This is a genomic window from Stenotrophomonas sp. SMYL20 (assembly GCF_036320045.1).
Taxonomy (GTDB): Bacteria; Pseudomonadota; Gammaproteobacteria; order Xanthomonadales; family Xanthomonadaceae; genus Stenotrophomonas; species Stenotrophomonas maltophilia_A.
Map to the genome: position 1 here is coordinate 123,480 of NZ_JAWIRT010000005.1, position 18,696 is coordinate 142,175.

Genomic DNA, 18,696 nt, shown 5'->3' on the forward strand with positions numbered 1-18,696 from the left:
CGAAGTTCCCGCTTTTGTCTGGTGCAGCCGTGTTTGGAAGCGGCTTCCTGAATCCGTAAAGTGCACAGACCCCTGCAATTACCGTCTCATTGCCTTGGCCGTGCGCGTCCCAAGCTGCCTTTGCGGAGCTAGGGGCCTCCGACCATAGGACAAAGTAGCCATTCCGGTCGATCGTGTAGAACGGAACTTGAGTCCACTGCTGGCAATCGATGAGGTTCTTCACGTAAGCCCAGTTGCCGTATGTATTCCCTATGGCAATTCGTTCCCACACGTCGATGTGGGGAGGTTTTCCTTGCATAGATGGCTGATGAACTTGGACACGATCAGACACGCCATGCCAGGCCAAATCGTTCATGAGTTGGATCCCAACGGGATTCTGCGCGCTAAGGGGTGCAGCCAGAGTGGCGCTGAAGAACGGGACTGCCCATATGGCCAGTCTCGTCAGAATCGGAGCTCTAGTGATCATCGTGTCTTCCTTGCTCTATAACCCACGCGCTTCTCTGCGGCACTGGCTGTAACCAGTGTAACCAGTCGTGTCCACGGGCTGGTACGAGTCAGTGGTAATCGTAAGTCATTGATAGCCAAGGTGTGCACGGATGGTGTAGCCATCGTACCAATGTAACCAGCAAATACTGTTGGCAAGGAATATCACATGGAGAATGGGAGGCGGCAAGACAGCAGTTGGACCGGCGAAACCCTTGGGAGACAAGGGGGGCATAGGGAAAGTGAGACAGCGGTGCCTGCACGAGACCTGTAACCAAAAAAGTGTGCCACACCCCCTTTTCATAGCCTTACTGAAACACTGTAAGTAGTGGATTGTTCTTCTTGGACGCTATTGGACGCCTACTTTTTATCTCCTACCTGGCTGCCTAAGTCTGGCTTCCCTCTCGCCGCTCAACGCTCCGCTAGGCGACCCTTCTGCGCAGGGATTCGCAGGTAGTGACATTGCCTCTCGATGCCCCGGACAGCCTTATTGGGCCTGTCATGGGCCCGTGTGCAGGTAGTGCAGAAAAACCGCCCTATGAAGTGTGCAGGTGTGGCGGGGAGACAAGTGCGCTCGCCGGGGGAGCTGGGGCGGCTCCCATCACTGCCCCCTCCGGGCATGCTAGCGCAGCCGGGAGGCAGTCTGAGTGGCCCGCATCGGCCCGGTCCTTGGCTGGCGCGGTCTGGCAAAATCGTCCGAGAAGGCCCTGGGGAGGCACTGGCGCAGCGTACCCAGAGCCGCGATACTTCGCCCGCTAGGAAGGAGTAACAATGAGAGGCGAGCCAGTTGTGGGCATCCAGCCCAGCGTGATGCGCTGGGCTCGAGAGAGCGCCGGAATGTCAGTGGATGATGTGGCGACCAGGCTCAAGCGGCAGCTGGCCGAGGTGGAGTCGTGGGAGTCCGGCGACGGTGCGCCCACTTACCCGCAGCTTGAGCGGCTTGCCTATGAGCTTTACAAAAGGCCGTTGGCCGTGTTCTTCCTGCCAGAGCCGCCGCAGGAGGTCAGCCCAAGGCAACAGTTTCGTACTCTGCCGGCCGAGGAGCTGGCGAGTCTGTCGCGGGATACATATCTGCACCTACGAAAGGCGCGCGCCTATCAGGTAGGTCTGGAAGACCTGTACAGCGAGACCAATCCTGCTCCGAGGAAGATCTGGCATCACGTGTCGCTGCAGCGTAACCAGGACGTTGCCGCTCAGGCTATGAACATTCGTCGCGAACTCGGAATAGATAGCCCAACCCAGGCGCAGTGGGGGGGCGACGATCAAGCCTTGAAGGCTTGGCGATCGGCGATAGAGAGGATGGGTGTATTCGTTTTCAAGGACAGCTTTAAACAGAAAACCATCTCTGGGTTCTGCCTGCGAGATCACGAGTTTCCACTGATCTATATCAACAACAGCACCACGAAGACCCGTCAAATCTTCTCGCTGCTACATGAGCTTGCGCATATTCTTTTCGACGTGAGTGGCATTTCAAAGTTCGACACCTCTTACATCAGGGAATTGCCAGTCCGAGAGCAAGAGTTGGAAGTGTTCTGCAACGCAGTGGCTGCTGAGGTGCTGATCCCATTTGACGAGTTCTCGCGTGTAACCGCTGGCGTTCCTTCCAATGTAGACGCATTGGACGATGCCTACTTTTCTGGTGTAGCTCGGCATTTTGGTGTGAGTCGTGAGGCCATCTTGCGACGCTTCTTGGATGCGGGACGAGCAACGCGGAATTTTTACGAGAGCAAGGCCAGGGAGTGGACGGATCAGATGGTTGAACGTGACGGGGGCGGGGGCAGCTGGTATGCCAGTAAAGGAGCGTACCTTAGCGATACGCTTCTGCAAGAGGTCTTTGCTCGGCGCCTGCGAGGACAGCTCTCTTCTGAGCGTGCCGCTGAGTATCTTGGAGTGAAGCCCGCGAACCTGCCTGGTCTGGAAGACCTGGTTTTGCATAGGACGCGCAACTGATGTATGTCTTCGATACAGGCTCTTATAGCAAGCTAAAACACTACTACCCGCAGGTTTTTGGGTCATTGTGGCGCCACCTTGGGGCTCTCGCTCAAAGTGGCTCTATAGTCTCTACCCGCGAGGTGCGACGGGAGTTGGGCAATGGGTCTCCTGTGCCATACGTCACGGAGTGGCTTGATGCCAACGCTCAGATGTTTACGACACCGAGTGCGGGGGAGCTTCAGTTCGTCGCTAGGATCCTCGCTATTCCTCACTTTCAGAGCATCATCGGTGAGCAGCAGCGTCTAACCGGTACTCCTGTTGCCGATCCTTTTGTAATCGCGGCTGGCGCCGTCCGCAGCTTCACAGTGGTGACGGAGGAGCACTTCAAGCCCAACTCCGCGAAAATTCCTAACGTTTGCCAGCATTTCAGTGTTCCCTGCATCAACTTGGAACAATTTATGGCTCAGGAGCGGCTCAGCTTCTGATGCGGTGGCTTGCGCGCCATCCAAGCCCGCCTCCCATCTAGGTAGCTACCAGGGGCGTGCCCGAGCCAGCGAACGGATTCAAGATCCGCCCGCGTTGCAGATCCTCCCCTCGCGCATCAACCAGGTCGGCTTGCTGGTCATATCGTTCGTGTCGGCCAAAGCTCCGTGCCACGGCCGAGTCACATCGGTGGGCTTCACCAAATCGCACATGCTGTAAGTGCATCAGATGAGGTCGATTAGATACTGTTCGTCTTCTCTTGCTGCGTGCAGACCCAATGCAGCATTCAGAGCGTCGATGGTTGTCCATATCCCACCTTGGCCATCGTACTTGTACCGAATGCCTTGTGAATGGGCCCAACGCTCCACCGTAGACAATCGTGGCGACGGACCATTAGGCGCGCACAGTTTGCGTAGATCCTCGAATGTCAGCACTTGTGTGCTCATACTCCCCTGTTCACGGGCCCGCATTGTCGTCTCCTAAAGGAACTCTTGATGGCGGTAACTTTGGCGGTAACAGGAGTGAAGGCTAATCACGAAAGCATTGCAGAGCAATGAATAACGTGCGGTATATCAGTCCTGATGGGCCCACCATAAAAAAATCAGGCACTTAGGCTGCTGCCCAAGTGCCTTTTTTGTGCCGCCGGGAAAATTGTCGGGAAAATTCAGCGCTTGCGCGGTGGTTTCACGATTGGCATATCGTGATCGTAGCGGCCCGTCGTGGTCGGTGATTTGTGCCCGGCCGCGTCCTGCTTGTCGCCACGGTTGCCCTCGGTGTCGGTAATGCCCCGGTGCTTGAGACCGTGCATCGAGAACCGCTCGTCTTCCTCAATCACTCCCTCGCTCATTGCCATGCGAATGAAGCGTTGCCAGGCACTGGACATTGAAGACCGGGCGATGGGGTTGCCTGCCTGTTCCACCAAGAGGACGCGCTGCTCCGCCCTGATGGGCACAGGGACGTTGCGACCCTTGCGGTTCCAGATCGCGTTACGTCGAGTGACCAGCGCCTCCCATGCCTCGATCATCTCCTCGTTCCATTCCGTGACTGATGCGCGCGATCCCTTCCGCCGTTCACCATGTACGCCATGGTTCAGGCGGTGGGCGTCGGTAAGCTATCCGTATAGGGGTAATCTGACAGACAGGATGCATCTATCGAGGCGAGTATTGGTGCGACCGCAATATGGCGGTTGGAAAAACAGGGGGCGCAATGGCAACTGTAAAAAAGAAGGTCGCAGAGAAAAAGCTTGTGGCCGAGGATCAGGCAGCACCGCGGGCTCGAATGCACAAGCTAGTAATTAAGAATTTTCGGGCAATAGGCAGGCAGGCTGTTGAAATCGAGCTAGACGACATTGTTGTCCTGGTAGGTGCGAACAACACCGGGAAGAGCTCCATCCTTCGCGCGTACCAGCTTGTGATGGAGTCGGGCGCGAAGGGGGACCTGCTGGCAGAGGATTTTCCTGGAGGCTACGTCACGGGTGCAGAGTTGAAAGACGAGGACATGCCGAGTATCGAGCTAGAGACCGTCCTCTTCGCTGATAGTAAGCCGCCAGCTGATAAATGGATTGATGTTCGACCCAATGGAGATCGACATGTAAGGGAGCGTTGGACTTGGAGTTGCCCTGGTAAGCCTAAGAAAAGGGGCTTCAACGTCGAGCTCAATGCTTGGGATGCTAACCATGGCCCTTGGGGAACCGCATCCGTTGCTCAGTCCAATAGGCCCGAGATGCATCGGATTGAAGCCTTCGACGATCCCAAGAAGCAAGCCGATAGCATCATTTCCCTTCTGGAGGAGGCGACGAAGCAGCGGGTCAAGGCGCTTATCGAAGAAGAGGGCAAGGAAGGTGCTTACGCAAAGCTCCTTGCAGGAGTCGCGGAACTCCAAAAGGCAGTCGCAACCGAGGCCATGGAGGCGATCAACGAGGTGCGTCTAGAACTGGTGAGGGCGATGGCCGATGTCTTTCCAGGCTACAGTATTACGTTGGATGCTCGTCCAGAGGACGATCTAAGCAGGAGCATATCCTTCTTCAAGGCCCCGCCAGTTCTCAGAATGGGGCCCGCAGATGGGCACCAATCGGATCTGGAGCGACAGGGCAGTGGAGCCAGGCGAACACTTATGTGGAACGCGCTCAGGATCATCGCGGACCACAAAGCGGGAGCGAAAGGAACGGAAAGGCCCCATGTGCTGCTACTGGATGAGCCGGAGCTGTGCCTGCACCCTGCCGCAGTGCGTGATGCTTGCAACGTGCTCTACTCGCTTCCCGGCGGAAAAACATGGCAGGTGATGGTGACTACTCACTCACCCGCTTTCATCGATCTCTCGCGTAACAATACTTCCATTGTAAGAGTAGAGCGATCTCAGGCCGGAACCGTCTCAGGCACAACAATCTTCCGTCCTGATCGGGCCAGGCTAGGCGATGAAGACAAGGAGCGGCTGAAGCTCCTGAATATGTATGACCCCTATGTTGCCGAGTTCTTCTTCGGTGGTCGGACGGTGATCGTGGAGGGGGATACTGAGTACGCGGCATTTCGGGAGGTTATCGCCGATGATCCGGCGAAATTCCACGATGTGCACATCGTGCGGGCGCGCGGGAAGTACACCATTGTTGCGCTCTGTAAGATCTTGAATCAGTTCAAGTGTTCCTATTCCGTGCTTCACGATGCTGATTTGCAGAGAGCAAAGAATAGGAAAGGCCAGCTGGTCGCAAACAGTGCATGGGTAGCCAACGGGAAAATTCTCGAAGAGGTAAAGAACTCTCCGTCCGATGTTCGTCTTGTTGCCTCTCTGCACACATTCGAGGTAGCAATGTTTGGTGAACTCGTATCCGGAGAGAAGCCTTACGCATCCTGGCTGAGAGTTCGAGAGGATGCACTTGCCCGGAAAAGAGTGTTTGATCTGCTGGAGTTCCTTGTCAGGAGCTCGGATGACTGTCCGGCCGGCGTTTTGGAGTGGGACGATGAAGCTGCGTTATCGGCGGCTGTTGCCGAGTTCGAGCCTGTAGCTGATGAGGTTGTAGAAGGCTGATTGGCGGTGGGCGCGTAGGCTCGGTCGACCTCAAGTATCGTCTGGAGTGCTCGACCGAGCCATTTAGGGGGAGAACGCCTTGAGGCCGCAGTTCTGCGGACACTTTATGATTGCTGCGCGCGGACAACTTATGCCTGCGGGAACAGCTGCTCTCTTCTTCCCCGCGCACTGCCTTCAAGGCAACATCTGATCCACACGCAAGGATCGAACATGCCCGACACCCGCGCCCCGGTGGAAGACTTCACCACTGAAATCGAAGACAGCCGGCATCTGTTCGCCTGGTGCCTGGTGCGCTACGGCCAGATTCCCGAAGCGCTGGCAATCGAACAGGCACGCGAACGCTATCCGGACCAGGCCGCCGGCCACGAATACGAGCACGAACTGCTCTTCCACGACGAGCCCTGGCATTGGGCGATGCTGCATGTGCTGGGCGAAGGGTACTGGCACCAGAACCCGGAACTGTTGCAGCCGTCGCTGGAGTACGACACCGAATCGGACGCGCTGTGCCTGGCGCGCGGCGAGCCGATTCCCTTGCTGGATGAGGATGAGTATCTCGGTGCGCTTGCGCACGCGCGCCATATGCATGCGTGGACGTTGATCCATCAGGCAGGGATTGACGAAGAGCAGGCACAGCGGCAGGCGCTTGAGTACTACGCGTACTTTCCGCCGCATCATCGCTGGCGCATGTGCGTCCACGATGCGCGCGCTGCATGGGTCGACGTGATGAGCGTACTGCACATCAATGACTACTGGAGCCGGCCCGAACTGCAGAGGCCGCCTGAGGCGTACTGGCGCGCGTCACGTGCATTCGCCCTGGCACAGGGGCTCCAGCTGCCGGAAATTCCGCCTCCCTCATGAGAGGGCGCTGCAAGGGTGGCATGATGCGGCTTCCGCCGATCCGTACGACAAGGAGCCCGCATGAAGCGCAGTGCCCGTATGTTCGTCGCCCTGACTACCCTTGCGGCACTGCCTGCCGCTGCCGAGCCGTCCGACTCACCCAGGCGCCCGTCGGTTGACACCCTGCAACGCCTGATCGTCGACAAGGCACCGCAGACGCGCGTAGCAACACCGGACCACGAGCGCATCACCGCACGGCGCATCGATATCGTCGATGACACGGGGGTGATCCGCATGACGCTGTCCGGAAAGACACCGGCACCGATCATCGATGGCCTGCAGTACAAGCGCGCCTTCAACGTGGCCGGCATGGTGCTGTACGACGACAAGGGCAGCGAACGCGGTGGCTTGGGCACCGCCGATGTCGACGGCGGCATGGCGGTGCTTGCGCTGGACCATCCGGCGATGGATGCGATCGGCTGGCGGGTATCGCCGGACGGCGCGGTGAGTTTTTCGATCAACCAGGCGCCGAAGCTGATCCGCGAGCCTGCGCTGGGCAACAAGCTGATTCCTGGGGTGCAAGCACCGACCCGCATCAGTCTGGTGGTCGGGCCTGACGGCACGCCGGCCATCGCCTTGAACGACAAGGCAGACCGCACGCGACTGCGCCTGACTGTCACTGCGGAAGGCTACGGTGCGATCGAGTTCCTCGATGCGCAGGGCAAGGTGATCCACACATTGGCGCCGGAGGCTGAGCTTCGGCGCTAGCGCGTGGGGGGCGCCGATCGGCGCTTACCCGCGCCGCCCTCTGCCATCAATGCTGTACCGCCCGGCCCCGGTGCAGGCCAGCAGCAGGAAGCCACCGGCCAGCCCCAGGTTCTTCAGGAACATGATCTGTTGGGTCTGGTCGGCGAAGTTGTGATGGAAGATGAAAGCGGTGACCAGGCTGAAACCCACCAGCACGATCGACACCAGCCGGGTCTGGAAGCCAAGCAGGATGCACAGTCCGCTGCCGATCTCGAAGGCGATGGTCGGCCAGAGCAGGATGCCGGGCACGCCCATCGCTTCCATGTAGCCCTGGGTGCCGCTGAGATCACCGAGCTTGCCCAGGCCGGAGATGAGGAACAGCGCCATCAGCAGGATGCGTGCAAGCAGGTAAGCGAGCGAATGGGATGAGTGGCTCACGTCGGTGTCCTCGGAGATGGCCGGCGAAGGCGATCGGAGCCCACCGGCAGTGAAGCCCGTGTCTACGCCAAGGGCAAGGCGCCTTGACAGCTGGCCGTCCGCAGGAGACCTTTCTCCCATGACGATTGATATTGAATCGCTCAGCCTTCGGGAGCTGGGCGCCTTGGTGGTTGCCGCTGAACAGCGGAAACAGCTGATATCCAGCCGCCGTCCGGCCAGTGCGGTACGGCGGATGTTGAAGGCCGCAGCAGCAGAAGCGGGGTATACCCTCGAAGAGTTGTTCGGCGGAGAGGCGAACGAAGAGGCCGCACCGCGCCGGAAACCGGCACGGCGCAGAACCGGGAAAGTGGCTGCCAAGTACCGTGACCCGGAGTACAAGCGCCTGACCTGGTCCGGCCGCGGGCGCATGCCGCGCTGGCTGGCGTCCAAGGTGCAGAAGGGCCACAAGGTGACCGACTTCCTGATTCCCGGCCTGGCCCGGCCGACGGCGCGCAAGAGCAGCCCGATCGGCAAGCGCACGGTTTTCAAGAAGGATTGAACCTGCCGCGCTGCTACCCTGCCGGGGTCTTTGAACGAAGGAACACGGGATGGCACACGATGGCAGCATGACGATCTCACCCAGAGTCCTCTACATCGCGGCAGGCGCGGCGGTGCTGGTCAGCCTGCTGGCCTGGGCGGTGGAATGGAGCGGGATGGCCTATGTCTGCCCGTACTGCCGCGTGCAGCGCACGGTCATCGGCGTGCTGGGTGTGCTGACGCTGTTTGCGCGGCCGGGCGGCCTCATCGTGCCGTGGTTGTCGTATACCGCGGGCGGCTTCGCATTCGTGGTCGCGGCGATGCAGCACTTCAACGGCTGGAAGCGTATTTCCGCCGGAGATTTCAGCTTCAACGCGCAGTGGTATATCGACCCGTGGCTGCTGTCAGGTTGCGCGATGCTGATCCTGGTGGCGCAGCTGATGCTGGTGCAGGCCGCATGTCGGCGTAGTCTGCACTGAAGCCTGCCCACGGGCGTAGCGTCAGGCGTTCTGGAACACCGCCAGCTGCGCAGCAAACGCACGCTGGTAGGCGGGGCGCTGCGTTGCACGGCCCACATAGGCCACCACCTGCGGGTACTCATCGAGGAGGCCGCTGCTCTTCAGGCGCAGCAGCACCGAAACCATCATCAGGTCGCCGGCGCTGAACTCGCCCTCCAGCCACAACGCCGATCCCAACCAGGCGGACAGCTGCGCCAGCCGCATACGCACACGCTCATCGAGCATCGGCAGGCGCTGCGCATACCAGGGCTGCTCGTGCTCCAGCACCCAGGCCATCGAGCGCTCGACGATGGGCGGCTCCACCGTATTCAATGCAGCGAACACCCACATGATCGCGCGCATGCGTGCATCTGGATCAGCAGGAAGCAGGCCGGCATGCTGCTCGGCCAGGTACAGCACGATCGCGCCGGATTCGAACAGGACCTGGCCGCCGTCCTGCCAGGTGGGGATCTGCCCGAAGGGGTTGCGGGCCAGGTGCGCGGGCTGCTTCAGCTCGGCAAAGCCGAGCAGCTGCACGTTGTAGGGCACGGCCAGCTCCTCCAGCGCCCAGCGTACGCGCATGTCACGGGCCAGGCCCTGGCCGCGGTCCGGGGAAGTGGCGAAGGCGGTGAGGATCGGGCACATCGTGGCACTCCTGCAGGTCGAAGGGCCTGCCTTTCCTGTTCCGACGAACCACGGGGCGGGAAATCGACACCCTTCCCGGGACGGCGGGCGATACACTGCCCGCCACCCACCACACCTGTGCCTCCTCATGTGGCAGCGCCGCACTTCCCTGGCCGAACTGCAGCAGCAACGCGATGTGCTGCAGGCTGAGATGGATGCGGACGCCCAGCGATGGGTCTCACAGCTTCCGCCGGATGATCTCGTGGCAGCGCTGATGCCGCAGGCGCGCCGGCTTCAGGAGCTCAATCAGCTGATCCTGCGGGCTACACCGCCGCGTGAGCTGATGAAGCGCCTGAAGGCGCTTGAGCGACAGCTGCTCGAACCCGGTACACAGAACGCAGGCGTGCGGAGGGGACTGGAAGATGAACTGCGCGATCTGCACCTCTATTTCAGCAATCCCCGCCGTCGCCCATTGACGGCAAAGGTCATTCTCATCCTGTTTGCCTGCGTTCTGGCCGCCTTGTTCCTGCCGAGGCTGCTTGTGGACCTGCTGATCGCTCTCTAGGCCGGCCTCACCCCGCCCGATGCAGCTTCCGGTACTGATCCGGCGTGCACTGCGCGTGCCGCTTGAACATCTCGGCGAAGGCGCTGACGCCGGAATAGCCCAGCTCCTCGGCGATCCGGCTGATCGGCCGGCGGGTGCACAGCGCCTCGGTGGCGCGCACGAACTTCACCCGTCCACGCCAGTCGCCGAGCGACATGCCCAGCTCGCTGCGTGCCATGCGCTCCAGCTTGCGCACGCTCATATGGTGCCGCTGCGCGATTTCGGCAACCGATTCGGCCACCGACAGGTGTTTCTCCATGTACGCCATCACCTGCTTCAGTGCATCGCTGCTGGCGATCGGCAGGAAGCTGGGCAGAACGGCCGCATTGACGATCTGGTCGATGACCACGGCGGCCATACGCCGCTGGGCCGGGGTCTGCGGATCGGTCACGCCCTGCCGTGCCAGTTCGTGCAGCAGCTCGCGCAGCAGCGGGCTGACTTCCAGTGCACGGCAGCGATCAGGCAAGCGGCGTGACAAGGCCGGCGACAGATAGGCCGAGCGGTAGGCCAGCTGCGAGCGGTTGCGCGAATAGTGGGCCATTCCCGGTGGAATCCAGATCGCGTAGTGCGGCGGGGACACCATCCATTCGCCGTCGATCTTCATCTCCATCACACCCTGCGCGACGAAGTTGAACTGGCCCCACGGATGGCTGTGCGTCCCCCAGTCCGTGGGCTCCATCGCACCCTGCCGGAAGTAGATCGGACCGGGCAGCTGGCGGAAGGTGGGGATTGGCTCCATCGGTTGCCGCAAGCCGGGGTCGGTGTGGCGCATTTTCGGGATGTCCTCGATATGCGCCAAGCGTACGCTGGGCAATCCCCCACGTACACCCGCGTTCCGTGAACTATCTTTTCCCGATCCTCGCCTGCCTGCTGTGGGGCGCGAACACCATCGTTACCAAGCTTGCTTCGGGCTCGGTCGGTCCCATCGACATCGGCTTCTTCCGCTGGCTGGTCGCGGCGGTGGTCCTGCTGCCGTTGGCGCTGCCACGTCTGCGCGAAAACCTGCCGACCGTGCGCGCCAATCTCGGGCGCTTCCTGGTGCTGGGCTGCCTGGGTGGGGTGATGTACCAGTGCCTGGCCTACTATGCGGCGCACTTCACCTCGGCCACCAACATGGGGGTGATCCAGGCGCTGATTCCGTTGATCGCGCTGGCGCTGTCGCGCGTGTTCATGGGCCATCCGGTGCGAGGCACTTCCATTCTTGGCGCGGTGATCTCCACTGCCGGTGTGGTGGCGGTGGTCTCGCAGGGCGACCTGGCGCGGTTGGCAGCGCAGGGCCTGAACCGCGGCGACGCGATCATGCTGATCGGTGCATTGGCGTTCGCCGCCTACAACGTGCTGATGCAGCGCTGGAAGATTCCGCTGTCGGTGCTGGAGTCGCTGTTCCTGCAGGCCACCGCTGCATCGCTGATCCTGTTGCCGGTACAGCTGCTGGTCGGCACCGGGGTGAACAACCTCACGGCGGTCGGCTGCATCGGCTTCGCCGCCGTGTGCGCTTCGATCCTGGCGCCGCTGACCTGGATGACCGGACTGTCACGCCTGGGCGCTGCGCGCGTCTCTGGCTTCTTCAACCTGGTGCCGATCGTGACCGCCGCGCTGGCTGTACTGCTGCTGGGAGAATCGCTCAGTGGCTGGGTACTGGGCGGTGGCCTGCTGGCGGTGTCCGGCGTGGTGTTCGCTGAGTACAGCGCCAGGCGCGCCGCCGCAGTGCCGAGCGAGCAGCCCGCATAGGGCTTCGGTCATGCGGGATACGTGTCTCCACTCAGCGCCTGTTCCACCCGCTGTTGCAGCGCGTCTGCATCATGGCCGCGTTTGCCCTGCAGGCTGAGATACAGCGAAAACGGGTCCACCACATCGCCAATACTGGTGAATGCCGGCGGATAGGCCCAGATCTGCAGCCGTGCGCTCTGAAGGCAGTCCGGGCCGGGCATGGGAAGTGCGCCCAGCAACCGCCACGCATCGATGTGCAGTGCGCGGGTGCCACCGATCGGGGGCGGTGACGTTTCAGCAAGCGCATCGAGGCCGGCCGTCGGCGCCGGATGCCCCGCATCGCGGAGTGCCTCGGCGGTCGGGCCCCAGCAGACATCCACTTCCTTCAGGATGGGGGAACGCAGGAACGGCTGTGCCCTGGCCCAGACCTCGTCGCGGTTGCCGGCCAGCTTCAGGAAGCGTTCGCGGCCCCCGGTGGAGCGCTCGACCAGGCCGCGACCGACCAGTTCGGCAGACAGGCGCGACGCCGTCATCGAGGTGTAGCCGGCGACGCCGCTGATCTCGCGCGGTGACCACCAGCGCGTCTGGCCACTCAGCAGCACGTGGATCAGTACGGCCTGCGCCGAAGGCAGCAGCGAGATGGCTTTCTTCTCATGATCGGGGTCGTCGCGGAACTCAATGGCCAGGCTCGGCGCGAACAACTGGGTGTGCGGGACCACGAAGTCGATGTGGTTCTCGACCAGGAAGCGGCGCTGGGTCGGCGTGAGATAGGGCGAGACGTACAGCACCAGTGCATTCGCTGCAGAGCGCAGGCAGCGCACATCCTGGATCACACGGGTGCTGGATTCGCCCGGCTCGCGGGCCACGGCGAGCATGGCGGGGGTTTCCCCGTACAGCATCAGCCCGGCGAGGTGGTAGCGCGATGCCATCGCGTGGGGAATGGCATGCAATGAAGCAAGTGGATGCACTGCCGAGGCGAGCCCGGGAAGAATCCTGCGCAGGTACCGCTGCGCGTCAGCGACCAGGTCGGTCAGGCCGGTGCGAACTGCCGTCGTCATCTCGTACTTCCCTTGCGGCGGCATGTCCGGAAGATCGGAACCCGGCCACACCGTCACATTCAGTGGTGAACCTGGAGACGGGTGTGCAGTGTCGGGGCGCGTGGCGATCCATGCGGTCCTGCTCCTTAGCCGTCATGACATCAAGTGTTGCCGGGAACCTTGGAGATTCCGTCGAAAAACGATGGAGATTGGGTGGAGGCGGTGTGCATCGTGGCCGGCGGACTCCCCTTCCGCCGGCCACGAGCACGGACCTGCCCGTCAGAAGCGCTGCGAGTACTTCACGTACACGGTGCGGCCGATATCGAAGCCGCCGTAATAGGGGAAGGAGCTGGACGGCTTGGAGAACATGATCGGGCCCTGGTGGTTGAACACGTTGTTCGAACCCAGCGCCACGGTGCCGTCCCACGGCAGCTTGTAGCTGACCTGGATATCGTGGAAGGCATTGGAACCGACCTTGCGCAGGGCATCCGGCTCACCGTAGGCGTAGCGGTCGGGCAGGGTGCACGGACGGTTCGGTACGCAGTTTTCAACCATGCCGGAGTAGTAGCGCACGGTGTACTGCGTGCTGAAGTTGCCGAGCTGCCAGTTCACACCCAGGTTCGAGCGCAGGCGGGAAATTCCCGGCTGGCCGATCCGGCCCATCATGATCGTATCGCCGGCCGAGTTCTGGTTCTCCTCGTCGTACTTGGAGACATAGCTGTTCTGCAGGTCGATGGTGAAGCGGCCGAACGAGAACTCGGGCAGGCGGTAGCGGATACCCAGGTCCCAGCCTTCGGTTTCCATAGAGCCCAGATTGGCCAGACCGTAGAACATGCTGGTGATGTGGCCATCGCCAGCGCGCTTGACGCTGCCACAACGCGAAGCGTTGCCGAGCACGTAGCAGTCACGCAGGATGCGATCGACGCTGTCCTGGATGATCATGTTGGTGATCTTGTAGCTGTACCAGTCGAGGTTGATGTCCAGCCCGTCCACCCAGCGCGGGCTCCAGACCACGCCCACGGTCTTGCTCTTGGACTCTTCCGGGCGCAGCTTCGGATCGGAGCCGGTGGTGAACTCGTCAGGCGTGGCGCACGGATAGCTGGCGCAGGGCTTCAGGCTCTGGTTCAGCTGCTGGTAGCCCAGCGGGACGCCGGCGGCGTTGCAGGCGGCATTGCCGTTGACGCTGTTGGTGGCGCCGATGCCGCACGGGTCGACATAGGTTTCGAAGCTGGTGCCCAGGCCGCCATACAGATCGGAGATGCTCGGTGCGCGGAAGCCTTCGGCGAAGGTGCCACGGATCATGAGCTCTTCGATCGGACGCCAGGCGAAGCTCGCCTTGGAGTTGGTGGTGCTGCCGAAGTTGCTGTAGTCGGAGTAGCGCGTAGCCAGGTTCACGGTCAGTTCCTTGGCGAACGGCAGGTCGCGCAGGATCGGCACGTTCACTTCGGCGAAGAACTCGTTGAGGCTGTAGTCGCCGGCGGTGGTGGATGCGCCCAGTGCAGTGCTCTGGCGCGACTGGGCGAAGGCATCGGGCACGAAGCGGCCTTCTTCCTTGCGGTACTGATACCCCAGGGCGACGGACAGGTCACCGGCAGGCAGTTCGATCACCGGGCCGGAGATGTTGGCGAAGTAGCTGCGGGTCTTGGTGATGCCGGTATCGTTGAACGTCGGGAACAAGAAGCGCTGCAGTTCGGGATCGGAGAGAGAGCCAGCCCCCGCGACCCCGAACGGCAGCAAAGGATTCCAGGCCAGGCAACCCGAGACCGGCGATGCCGCCGTGCCACACCGGGCCACACCGTTGGCATCGAGGTAGGAGGGCCCCAATGCCTGCCGGGAAGCGATCAGGCTCATGTCGCCACGGCCTGTTTTTGTAACTTCATTGCGGTTGAACAACGCGCCGACTTCCCAGTCGTACGTCTTGGTCCCCAGCTCGAAGTAGCCGGACAGACTGGGTGCAACCCGCAGCGACTTCAGCTTGCTTTCGGTCGTGCGCGGCACTTCCCACAGGCGGCGATTGAACGCGATGCCGTGGTCGAGCGGGTTGAATACGCTGGCCGCGTCCAGGGGCGTGCCGAACTTGGTCGACTGGTACGGGTAGCCCGCGATCTGCTGGTCGGTGGTGCGCTCGTTGTAGCCGATGTCGGCAGTGAACTTGATCTGGTCGGTCAGGGCGTAGTCCGTGCTCAGGAACAGCGAGCGGCGCTCGATGCCGGTCTGCAGGTGCATCTGGTCGTTGCCGTTGGCGAACTCGGCCGGCGTGATCGGGTGGTAGTCGTTCGGGTTCTTCGGATCGCCGCCACGATTGAGGGTCTTGAATACGGCATCACCGGTATTGCACTTGTAGAGCGCCGGGTCGCACCAGGAACCGTTCTGGCTGATGTTGCTCCAGTCCGCGCCCGGGTAGTTGGGGCCGGCGCCACCGTACCGGGAGAACTCGCGGTCGCGGGCAAACACCGGGTCTGACTTCTGGTATTCCAGTGCGAGCGTGTACCCGCCACGCTCCCCACGGGCGCCGGTGACCAGCGAGAACGTGCTGTCCTTGCCATCGCCCTGGCTGAACTGCCCGCGCTGCATGGACACTTCCAGGCCTTCGTAGTTCTTGCGGGTGATGATGTTGACCACGCCAGCGATTGCATCCGAGCCGTACAGCGAGGAGGCGCCGTCCTTCAGCACGTCGATGCGTTCCACCGCGCTCATCGGAATCTGGCTGAGATCCTGCAGGCCGCTGGTGGTGGCGCCGAGCCGCTTGCCGTTGACCAGAACCAGGGTGCGCGTGGCACCCAGATTGCGGATGTTGACGTAGTAGCCGCCAACGTTCTCGCCGGACGCCAACGCGCGCGCACGCGAAATGGTCGGCGCGCCGGTGGAGGTCAGGTTCTGCAGCAGGTCGGCGATGGTGGTGAAGCCCTGCTGCTCGATCATCGCGCGGGTGATGGCGATGATCGGCTGCTGCGTTTCGATATCCACGCTGCGGATGGCCGAACCGGTAACCTGGATGCGATCGAGGTTCTTCGGTGTTTTATCGCTGTCATCCTGCGCATGCGCGGCCGGTGACCAGGCAGCGGCCAAGGCCGTGCCCACTGCCAGGGAAAGCAGGGTGTACTTGTAGTGCATTTGGCTCTCTCCAAATCCAGTTGAATGGGTTTCCGCATCGCTGCGTGGAAACCGATCTGAAATCCCGCTGTGCGGAATCGGAAGGAACCTAACACTCCGTTTACAACTCGATTACGTTATGGACGCGTTATCGTCGCGCGCCGGATACAGCGTTCATGCACAGGCCATGCACGAAACCGCGACGCGCACCAAGGGTGCTCTGCTTCAGTCTGGCTGCGGGCTGATGACAGACTCCAGGAGACATCCGATGAATACCCCCGGCAAACCAAGACCCACGTGGAAGCAGTGGCATGTGCTGTTGCTGGTGCTTGCCATCGCACTGTTGGTGACGCTGATCATCGTCATCGCGCCATGGTGAATCGTCGGCGTTCTGCTCAGGTACCGTGAACGCGGAAATGCGACGGGATGAAGGAGTCAGGGCGCGTTGAGGGTGGTGATGCATGCATCAATTCGTACTCACCCACTCGGCACATTCAAACCTCCACAGTGGTCCCGAAGGCAACGCACTCGCGCTGTCATTCTCCATAGACCATCGAGCACACAGGAGCGATTCCATGAGCACCCAGTCCACCATCGAACACCGCCTCAACGACCTGATCGAGATCGCCCGCGACGGAAAGTCGTTCTACGAGGAAGCTGCGACCAAGGTGAAGGATGCCGAACTGTCGGCCCTGTTCACTCGTATTGCCGGCGTCAAGGGCCGCATCGTCGCCGCACTGAGTGGCTCCGTTGCTGCCAGCGGTGGCAAGCCGGCCGAGCACGGCACCGTGGTCGGTTCGATGCAGCAGTTCTATGGCAAGGTCCGCGCTGCATTCGGCGACACCAACTATGGTTACGTGGCCGAGCTGGAAGAGTCCGAAGACCGGCTGCTTGGCGCGTTCAAGGACGTGCTGAAGGATAACGAACTGCCGCCGGCCGTGCGCCAGGAAGTCACCCAGCTTCTGCCTGAAGTGCAGGAGTGCCATAACGTGATGCGTGCGCGCAAGCACGCCATGAAGGCGGCCTGACGATCATCGGCGGCCTTCTCCCCGGGGCCGCCACGGTCGGGGCAGCGTGGCTGCCCCGGCCATCTTTGCAACCAGCGCTCCAACATCATCGCCGCGTGGTGCTACGGCCCAGCAGCAACACCGCAAGGCTGGCCAGCAGCGCGGCGATGGCCGACGTCCACAGTGCACTGGCAAATCCATGGCTGTAGATCGCCTGTGCGAAGGCGGCGGTGCGCGCATCGGCGAAGGTGCCGGTAGCGATCGCATCGGCCATGGGCAGTACGTTGCGCGCGGGAACCGCCGCGGACAGTGCGCTGCGGATGCCCAGGCTCAAGGCACTGGACAGTACGGTGAATCCGAGCAGGATGCCGACAAAGCGCGTGGTCGCGCTGATGCCGGAGGCCATGCCGGCGCGCTCGCGCGGCGCCGCGCCGATGATGGCTTTGGATGTCTCGCCATTGAGGATGCCGCCGCCGGCACCGATCACCACCATTGCGACGAGTGCCAGCCAAGGCAGGTGCTGCCACGCGGCCAGTCCGGCCACGGCATTGCCCGCGGCGGTGACCGACAGCCCGATCGCCAGCACCGCCGGACTGGTCAGATGGCGACCGAGCCGCCGGCCCACGCTGGGAAACAGCAGCATCGCCGCAGCGAACGGAAGCATGCCAGCACCGGCAGCCAGTACGCTCAGGCCGATGCCGTTCTGCAGGTACTGCGGCAGCATCGATGCCATCACCTGTGCGCTGACCGAATAGCCGACCATGGCAATGAGTGCGCCGACGAAACGCGGACTGGCCAGCAGCCCGAGATCGACCATGGGATGTGACCGTGCCCGTTCAACGATGACGAAGGCAACAGCCATGATGATGGCCAGGCCCAGCCCAATCAGCGCCGGGGCCGATGTCCATCCTTCTGCCAGTCCTTCCACCAGGAAGAACACGATGCCGAAGATGGCAGCGCTGAACGTGATGATGCCGGGCGGATCGAGCGGGCGGACCACGCTGTCTGACGACTCGGGTATCCAGCGCAGCGTGCCGTAGCCGAGCAGGCCCAGGAACGGCAGGATCGCGACGAACACCGCGCGCCAGCCCCAGAGTGCGGACAGCACGCCGCCGATCAGCGGTGAGAGCACCATCATCACGCCCATGGCTGTGCCCCAGAACGCCCATGCAGTGTCCTTGGCGGCCCCCTCGTGGTACGTGTGGCCGATGATCGACAGCGAGGGTGCCAGCAGAAAGGCTGCACCAATGCCCTGCAGAGCCCGCGCCAGGTAGAGCAGGGCAGCACCGGGCGCCAGTGCGCAGAGCAGAGAGGTGAGGGCGAACAGGCTGATGCCGATCAGCAGCACCCGGCGGCGGCCGTAGCGGTCGGCGACCGCACCGGCGGGCAGCAGAAGTGAGGTGAAGGACAGGATGTAGGCACTGATCACCCACTCGATATCCGCGAATCCGGCGTGCAGGTCACGTGCGATGCTGGGCAATGCGACCGCGACGGCATTGGTCTCCAGCACGGTCATCGTGCAGCCCAGCGAGGCCACCAGCAGGACCGCGTCAGGCAGCGTGTGCCGTGCAGGCGAAGGGGGAGGAGAGGGCGGCACCGGTCACTCGCAGGAAGGGGAGGACGGCCATTCCATCAATGATCGGTGTTTGTTTCATTCTCGGTGTTTT

General features: G+C 62.1%; 18 protein-coding genes. 10 read left to right on the forward strand and 8 right to left on the reverse strand.

What is annotated here, in order from left to right; translation table 11 throughout:
* Positions 1–1,254: 1,254 nt before the first annotated feature.
* Both V3B48_RS05470 and V3B48_RS05475 read left to right on the forward strand, forming a co-directional pair.
* The gene (locus tag V3B48_RS05470; protein ID WP_099539917.1) at positions 1,255–2,433 is read left to right on the forward strand and encodes an ImmA/IrrE family metallo-endopeptidase; all 1,179 of its coding nucleotides are present in this window, start codon (positions 1,255–1,257) and stop codon (positions 2,431–2,433) included.
* Complete coding sequence (locus tag V3B48_RS05475; RefSeq protein WP_099539916.1) at positions 2,433–2,900, forward strand: PIN domain-containing protein; 468 nt, start codon at positions 2,433–2,435, stop codon at positions 2,898–2,900. Before V3B48_RS05470 ends, V3B48_RS05475 begins: the two co-directional genes overlap by 1 nt.
* Positions 2,901–3,122: 222 nt before the next feature.
* On the opposite strand, the gene V3B48_RS05480 is transcribed toward V3B48_RS05475, so the two are convergent.
* Both V3B48_RS05480 and V3B48_RS05485 read right to left on the reverse strand, forming a co-directional pair.
* A complete protein-coding gene (locus V3B48_RS05480) occupies positions 3,123–3,344 on the reverse strand; it encodes a hypothetical protein (protein WP_329893380.1) in 222 nt (73 codons plus the stop codon).
* Between the two features lie 218 nt (positions 3,345–3,562).
* Positions 3,563–3,922: an integrase gene (locus V3B48_RS05485; RefSeq protein ID WP_329893356.1), complete on the reverse strand. Its 360-nt coding sequence runs from the start codon at positions 3,920–3,922 to the stop codon at positions 3,563–3,565.
* A gap of 182 nt (positions 3,923–4,104) precedes the next feature.
* Here V3B48_RS05485 and V3B48_RS05490 point away from each other — a divergent pair, with 182 nt between their 5' ends.
* The 3 genes from V3B48_RS05490 (at position 4,105) to V3B48_RS05500 (ending at position 7,524) form a co-directional block, all read left to right on the forward strand.
* A complete protein-coding gene (locus V3B48_RS05490) occupies positions 4,105–5,919 on the forward strand; it encodes an AAA family ATPase (protein WP_107433268.1) in 1,815 nt (604 codons plus the stop codon).
* A 210-nt stretch (positions 5,920–6,129) separates the two neighbouring features.
* On the forward strand, positions 6,130–6,777 hold the full coding sequence (locus V3B48_RS05495) for a hypothetical protein (RefSeq protein WP_132810840.1): 648 nt from the start codon (positions 6,130–6,132) through the stop codon (positions 6,775–6,777).
* A gap of 60 nt (positions 6,778–6,837) precedes the next feature.
* Positions 6,838–7,524: a hypothetical protein gene (locus V3B48_RS05500; RefSeq protein WP_329893357.1), complete on the forward strand. Its 687-nt coding sequence runs from the start codon at positions 6,838–6,840 to the stop codon at positions 7,522–7,524.
* Between the two features lie 24 nt (positions 7,525–7,548).
* Here V3B48_RS05500 and V3B48_RS05505 read toward each other — a convergent pair whose 3' ends face one another.
* Positions 7,549–7,941 (reverse strand): DoxX family protein, encoded by a 393-nt coding sequence (locus tag V3B48_RS05505; RefSeq protein WP_121504312.1) that lies wholly within the window; start codon positions 7,939–7,941, stop codon positions 7,549–7,551.
* A gap of 118 nt (positions 7,942–8,059) precedes the next feature.
* Between V3B48_RS05505 and V3B48_RS05510 the strand changes: the two genes are divergently transcribed.
* On the forward strand, positions 8,060–8,479 hold the full coding sequence (locus tag V3B48_RS05510) for an H-NS histone family protein (RefSeq protein WP_012512202.1): 420 nt from the start codon (positions 8,060–8,062) through the stop codon (positions 8,477–8,479).
* 49 nt (positions 8,480–8,528) lie between these two features.
* Complete coding sequence (locus V3B48_RS05515) at positions 8,529–8,936, forward strand: hypothetical protein (protein ID WP_197615586.1); 408 nt, start codon at positions 8,529–8,531, stop codon at positions 8,934–8,936.
* A 21-nt stretch (positions 8,937–8,957) separates the two neighbouring features.
* Here the strand turns inward: V3B48_RS05515 and V3B48_RS05520 are convergent, their stop codons facing one another.
* Entirely contained in the window at positions 8,958–9,599 is a 642-nt protein-coding gene (locus tag V3B48_RS05520) for a glutathione S-transferase family protein (protein ID WP_049423732.1), read from the reverse strand.
* A 127-nt stretch (positions 9,600–9,726) separates the two neighbouring features.
* Between V3B48_RS05520 and V3B48_RS05525 the strand changes: the two genes are divergently transcribed.
* Positions 9,727–10,143, forward strand: a complete 417-nt coding sequence (locus V3B48_RS05525; RefSeq protein WP_032128572.1) for a hypothetical protein — start codon at positions 9,727–9,729, stop codon at positions 10,141–10,143.
* A gap of 7 nt (positions 10,144–10,150) precedes the next feature.
* Here the strand turns inward: V3B48_RS05525 and V3B48_RS05530 are convergent, their stop codons facing one another.
* Complete coding sequence (locus V3B48_RS05530; protein WP_049401083.1) at positions 10,151–10,954, reverse strand: helix-turn-helix transcriptional regulator; 804 nt, start codon at positions 10,952–10,954, stop codon at positions 10,151–10,153.
* Between the two features lie 65 nt (positions 10,955–11,019).
* Between V3B48_RS05530 and V3B48_RS05535 the strand changes: the two genes are divergently transcribed.
* Positions 11,020–11,913: a DMT family transporter gene (locus V3B48_RS05535; protein ID WP_107433274.1), complete on the forward strand. Its 894-nt coding sequence runs from the start codon at positions 11,020–11,022 to the stop codon at positions 11,911–11,913.
* An 8-nt stretch (positions 11,914–11,921) separates the two neighbouring features.
* Here V3B48_RS05535 and V3B48_RS05540 read toward each other — a convergent pair whose 3' ends face one another.
* Positions 11,922–12,950, reverse strand: a complete 1,029-nt coding sequence (locus V3B48_RS05540; RefSeq protein ID WP_329893358.1) for a hypothetical protein — start codon at positions 12,948–12,950, stop codon at positions 11,922–11,924.
* A 258-nt stretch (positions 12,951–13,208) separates the two neighbouring features.
* Complete coding sequence (locus V3B48_RS05545) at positions 13,209–16,043, reverse strand: TonB-dependent receptor (RefSeq protein ID WP_329893359.1); 2,835 nt, start codon at positions 16,041–16,043, stop codon at positions 13,209–13,211.
* A 554-nt stretch (positions 16,044–16,597) separates the two neighbouring features.
* Between V3B48_RS05545 and V3B48_RS05550 the strand changes: the two genes are divergently transcribed.
* On the forward strand, positions 16,598–17,050 hold the full coding sequence (locus V3B48_RS05550) for a PA2169 family four-helix-bundle protein (RefSeq protein WP_005419568.1): 453 nt from the start codon (positions 16,598–16,600) through the stop codon (positions 17,048–17,050).
* Between the two features lie 85 nt (positions 17,051–17,135).
* Here V3B48_RS05550 and V3B48_RS05555 read toward each other — a convergent pair whose 3' ends face one another.
* Positions 17,136–18,626 carry an MFS transporter gene (locus V3B48_RS05555; protein WP_329893360.1) on the reverse strand — a complete coding sequence of 497 codons (1,491 nt, stop codon included), beginning with the start codon at positions 18,624–18,626 and terminating at the stop codon, positions 17,136–17,138.
* Positions 18,627–18,696 lie beyond the last annotated feature (70 nt).

Coding starts and splice junctions, on each gene's coding strand:
- V3B48_RS05495 (WP_132810840.1), top strand. CDS start 6,130: ATGCCCGACACCCGCGCCCCGGTGGAAGACTTCACCACTGAAATCGAA.
- V3B48_RS05470 (WP_099539917.1), top strand. CDS start 1,255: ATGAGAGGCGAGCCAGTTGTGGGCATCCAGCCCAGCGTGATGCGCTGG.
- V3B48_RS05490 (WP_107433268.1), top strand. CDS start 4,105: ATGGCAACTGTAAAAAAGAAGGTCGCAGAGAAAAAGCTTGTGGCCGAG.
- V3B48_RS05530 (WP_049401083.1), bottom strand. CDS start 10,954: ATGCGCCACACCGACCCCGGCTTGCGGCAACCGATGGAGCCAATCCCC.
- V3B48_RS05525 (WP_032128572.1), top strand. CDS start 9,727: ATGTGGCAGCGCCGCACTTCCCTGGCCGAACTGCAGCAGCAACGCGAT.
- V3B48_RS05500 (WP_329893357.1), top strand. CDS start 6,838: ATGAAGCGCAGTGCCCGTATGTTCGTCGCCCTGACTACCCTTGCGGCA.
- V3B48_RS05480 (WP_329893380.1), bottom strand. CDS start 3,344: ATGAGCACACAAGTGCTGACATTCGAGGATCTACGCAAACTGTGCGCG.
- V3B48_RS05515 (WP_197615586.1), top strand. CDS start 8,529: ATGGCACACGATGGCAGCATGACGATCTCACCCAGAGTCCTCTACATC.
- V3B48_RS05485 (WP_329893356.1), bottom strand. CDS start 3,922: ATGATCGAGGCATGGGAGGCGCTGGTCACTCGACGTAACGCGATCTGG.
- V3B48_RS05475 (WP_099539916.1), top strand. CDS start 2,433: ATGTATGTCTTCGATACAGGCTCTTATAGCAAGCTAAAACACTACTAC.
- V3B48_RS05510 (WP_012512202.1), top strand. CDS start 8,060: ATGACGATTGATATTGAATCGCTCAGCCTTCGGGAGCTGGGCGCCTTG.
- V3B48_RS05550 (WP_005419568.1), top strand. CDS start 16,598: ATGAGCACCCAGTCCACCATCGAACACCGCCTCAACGACCTGATCGAG.
- V3B48_RS05540 (WP_329893358.1), bottom strand. CDS start 12,950: ATGACGACGGCAGTTCGCACCGGCCTGACCGACCTGGTCGCTGACGCG.
- V3B48_RS05545 (WP_329893359.1), bottom strand. CDS start 16,043: ATGCACTACAAGTACACCCTGCTTTCCCTGGCAGTGGGCACGGCCTTG.
- V3B48_RS05520 (WP_049423732.1), bottom strand. CDS start 9,599: ATGTGCCCGATCCTCACCGCCTTCGCCACTTCCCCGGACCGCGGCCAG.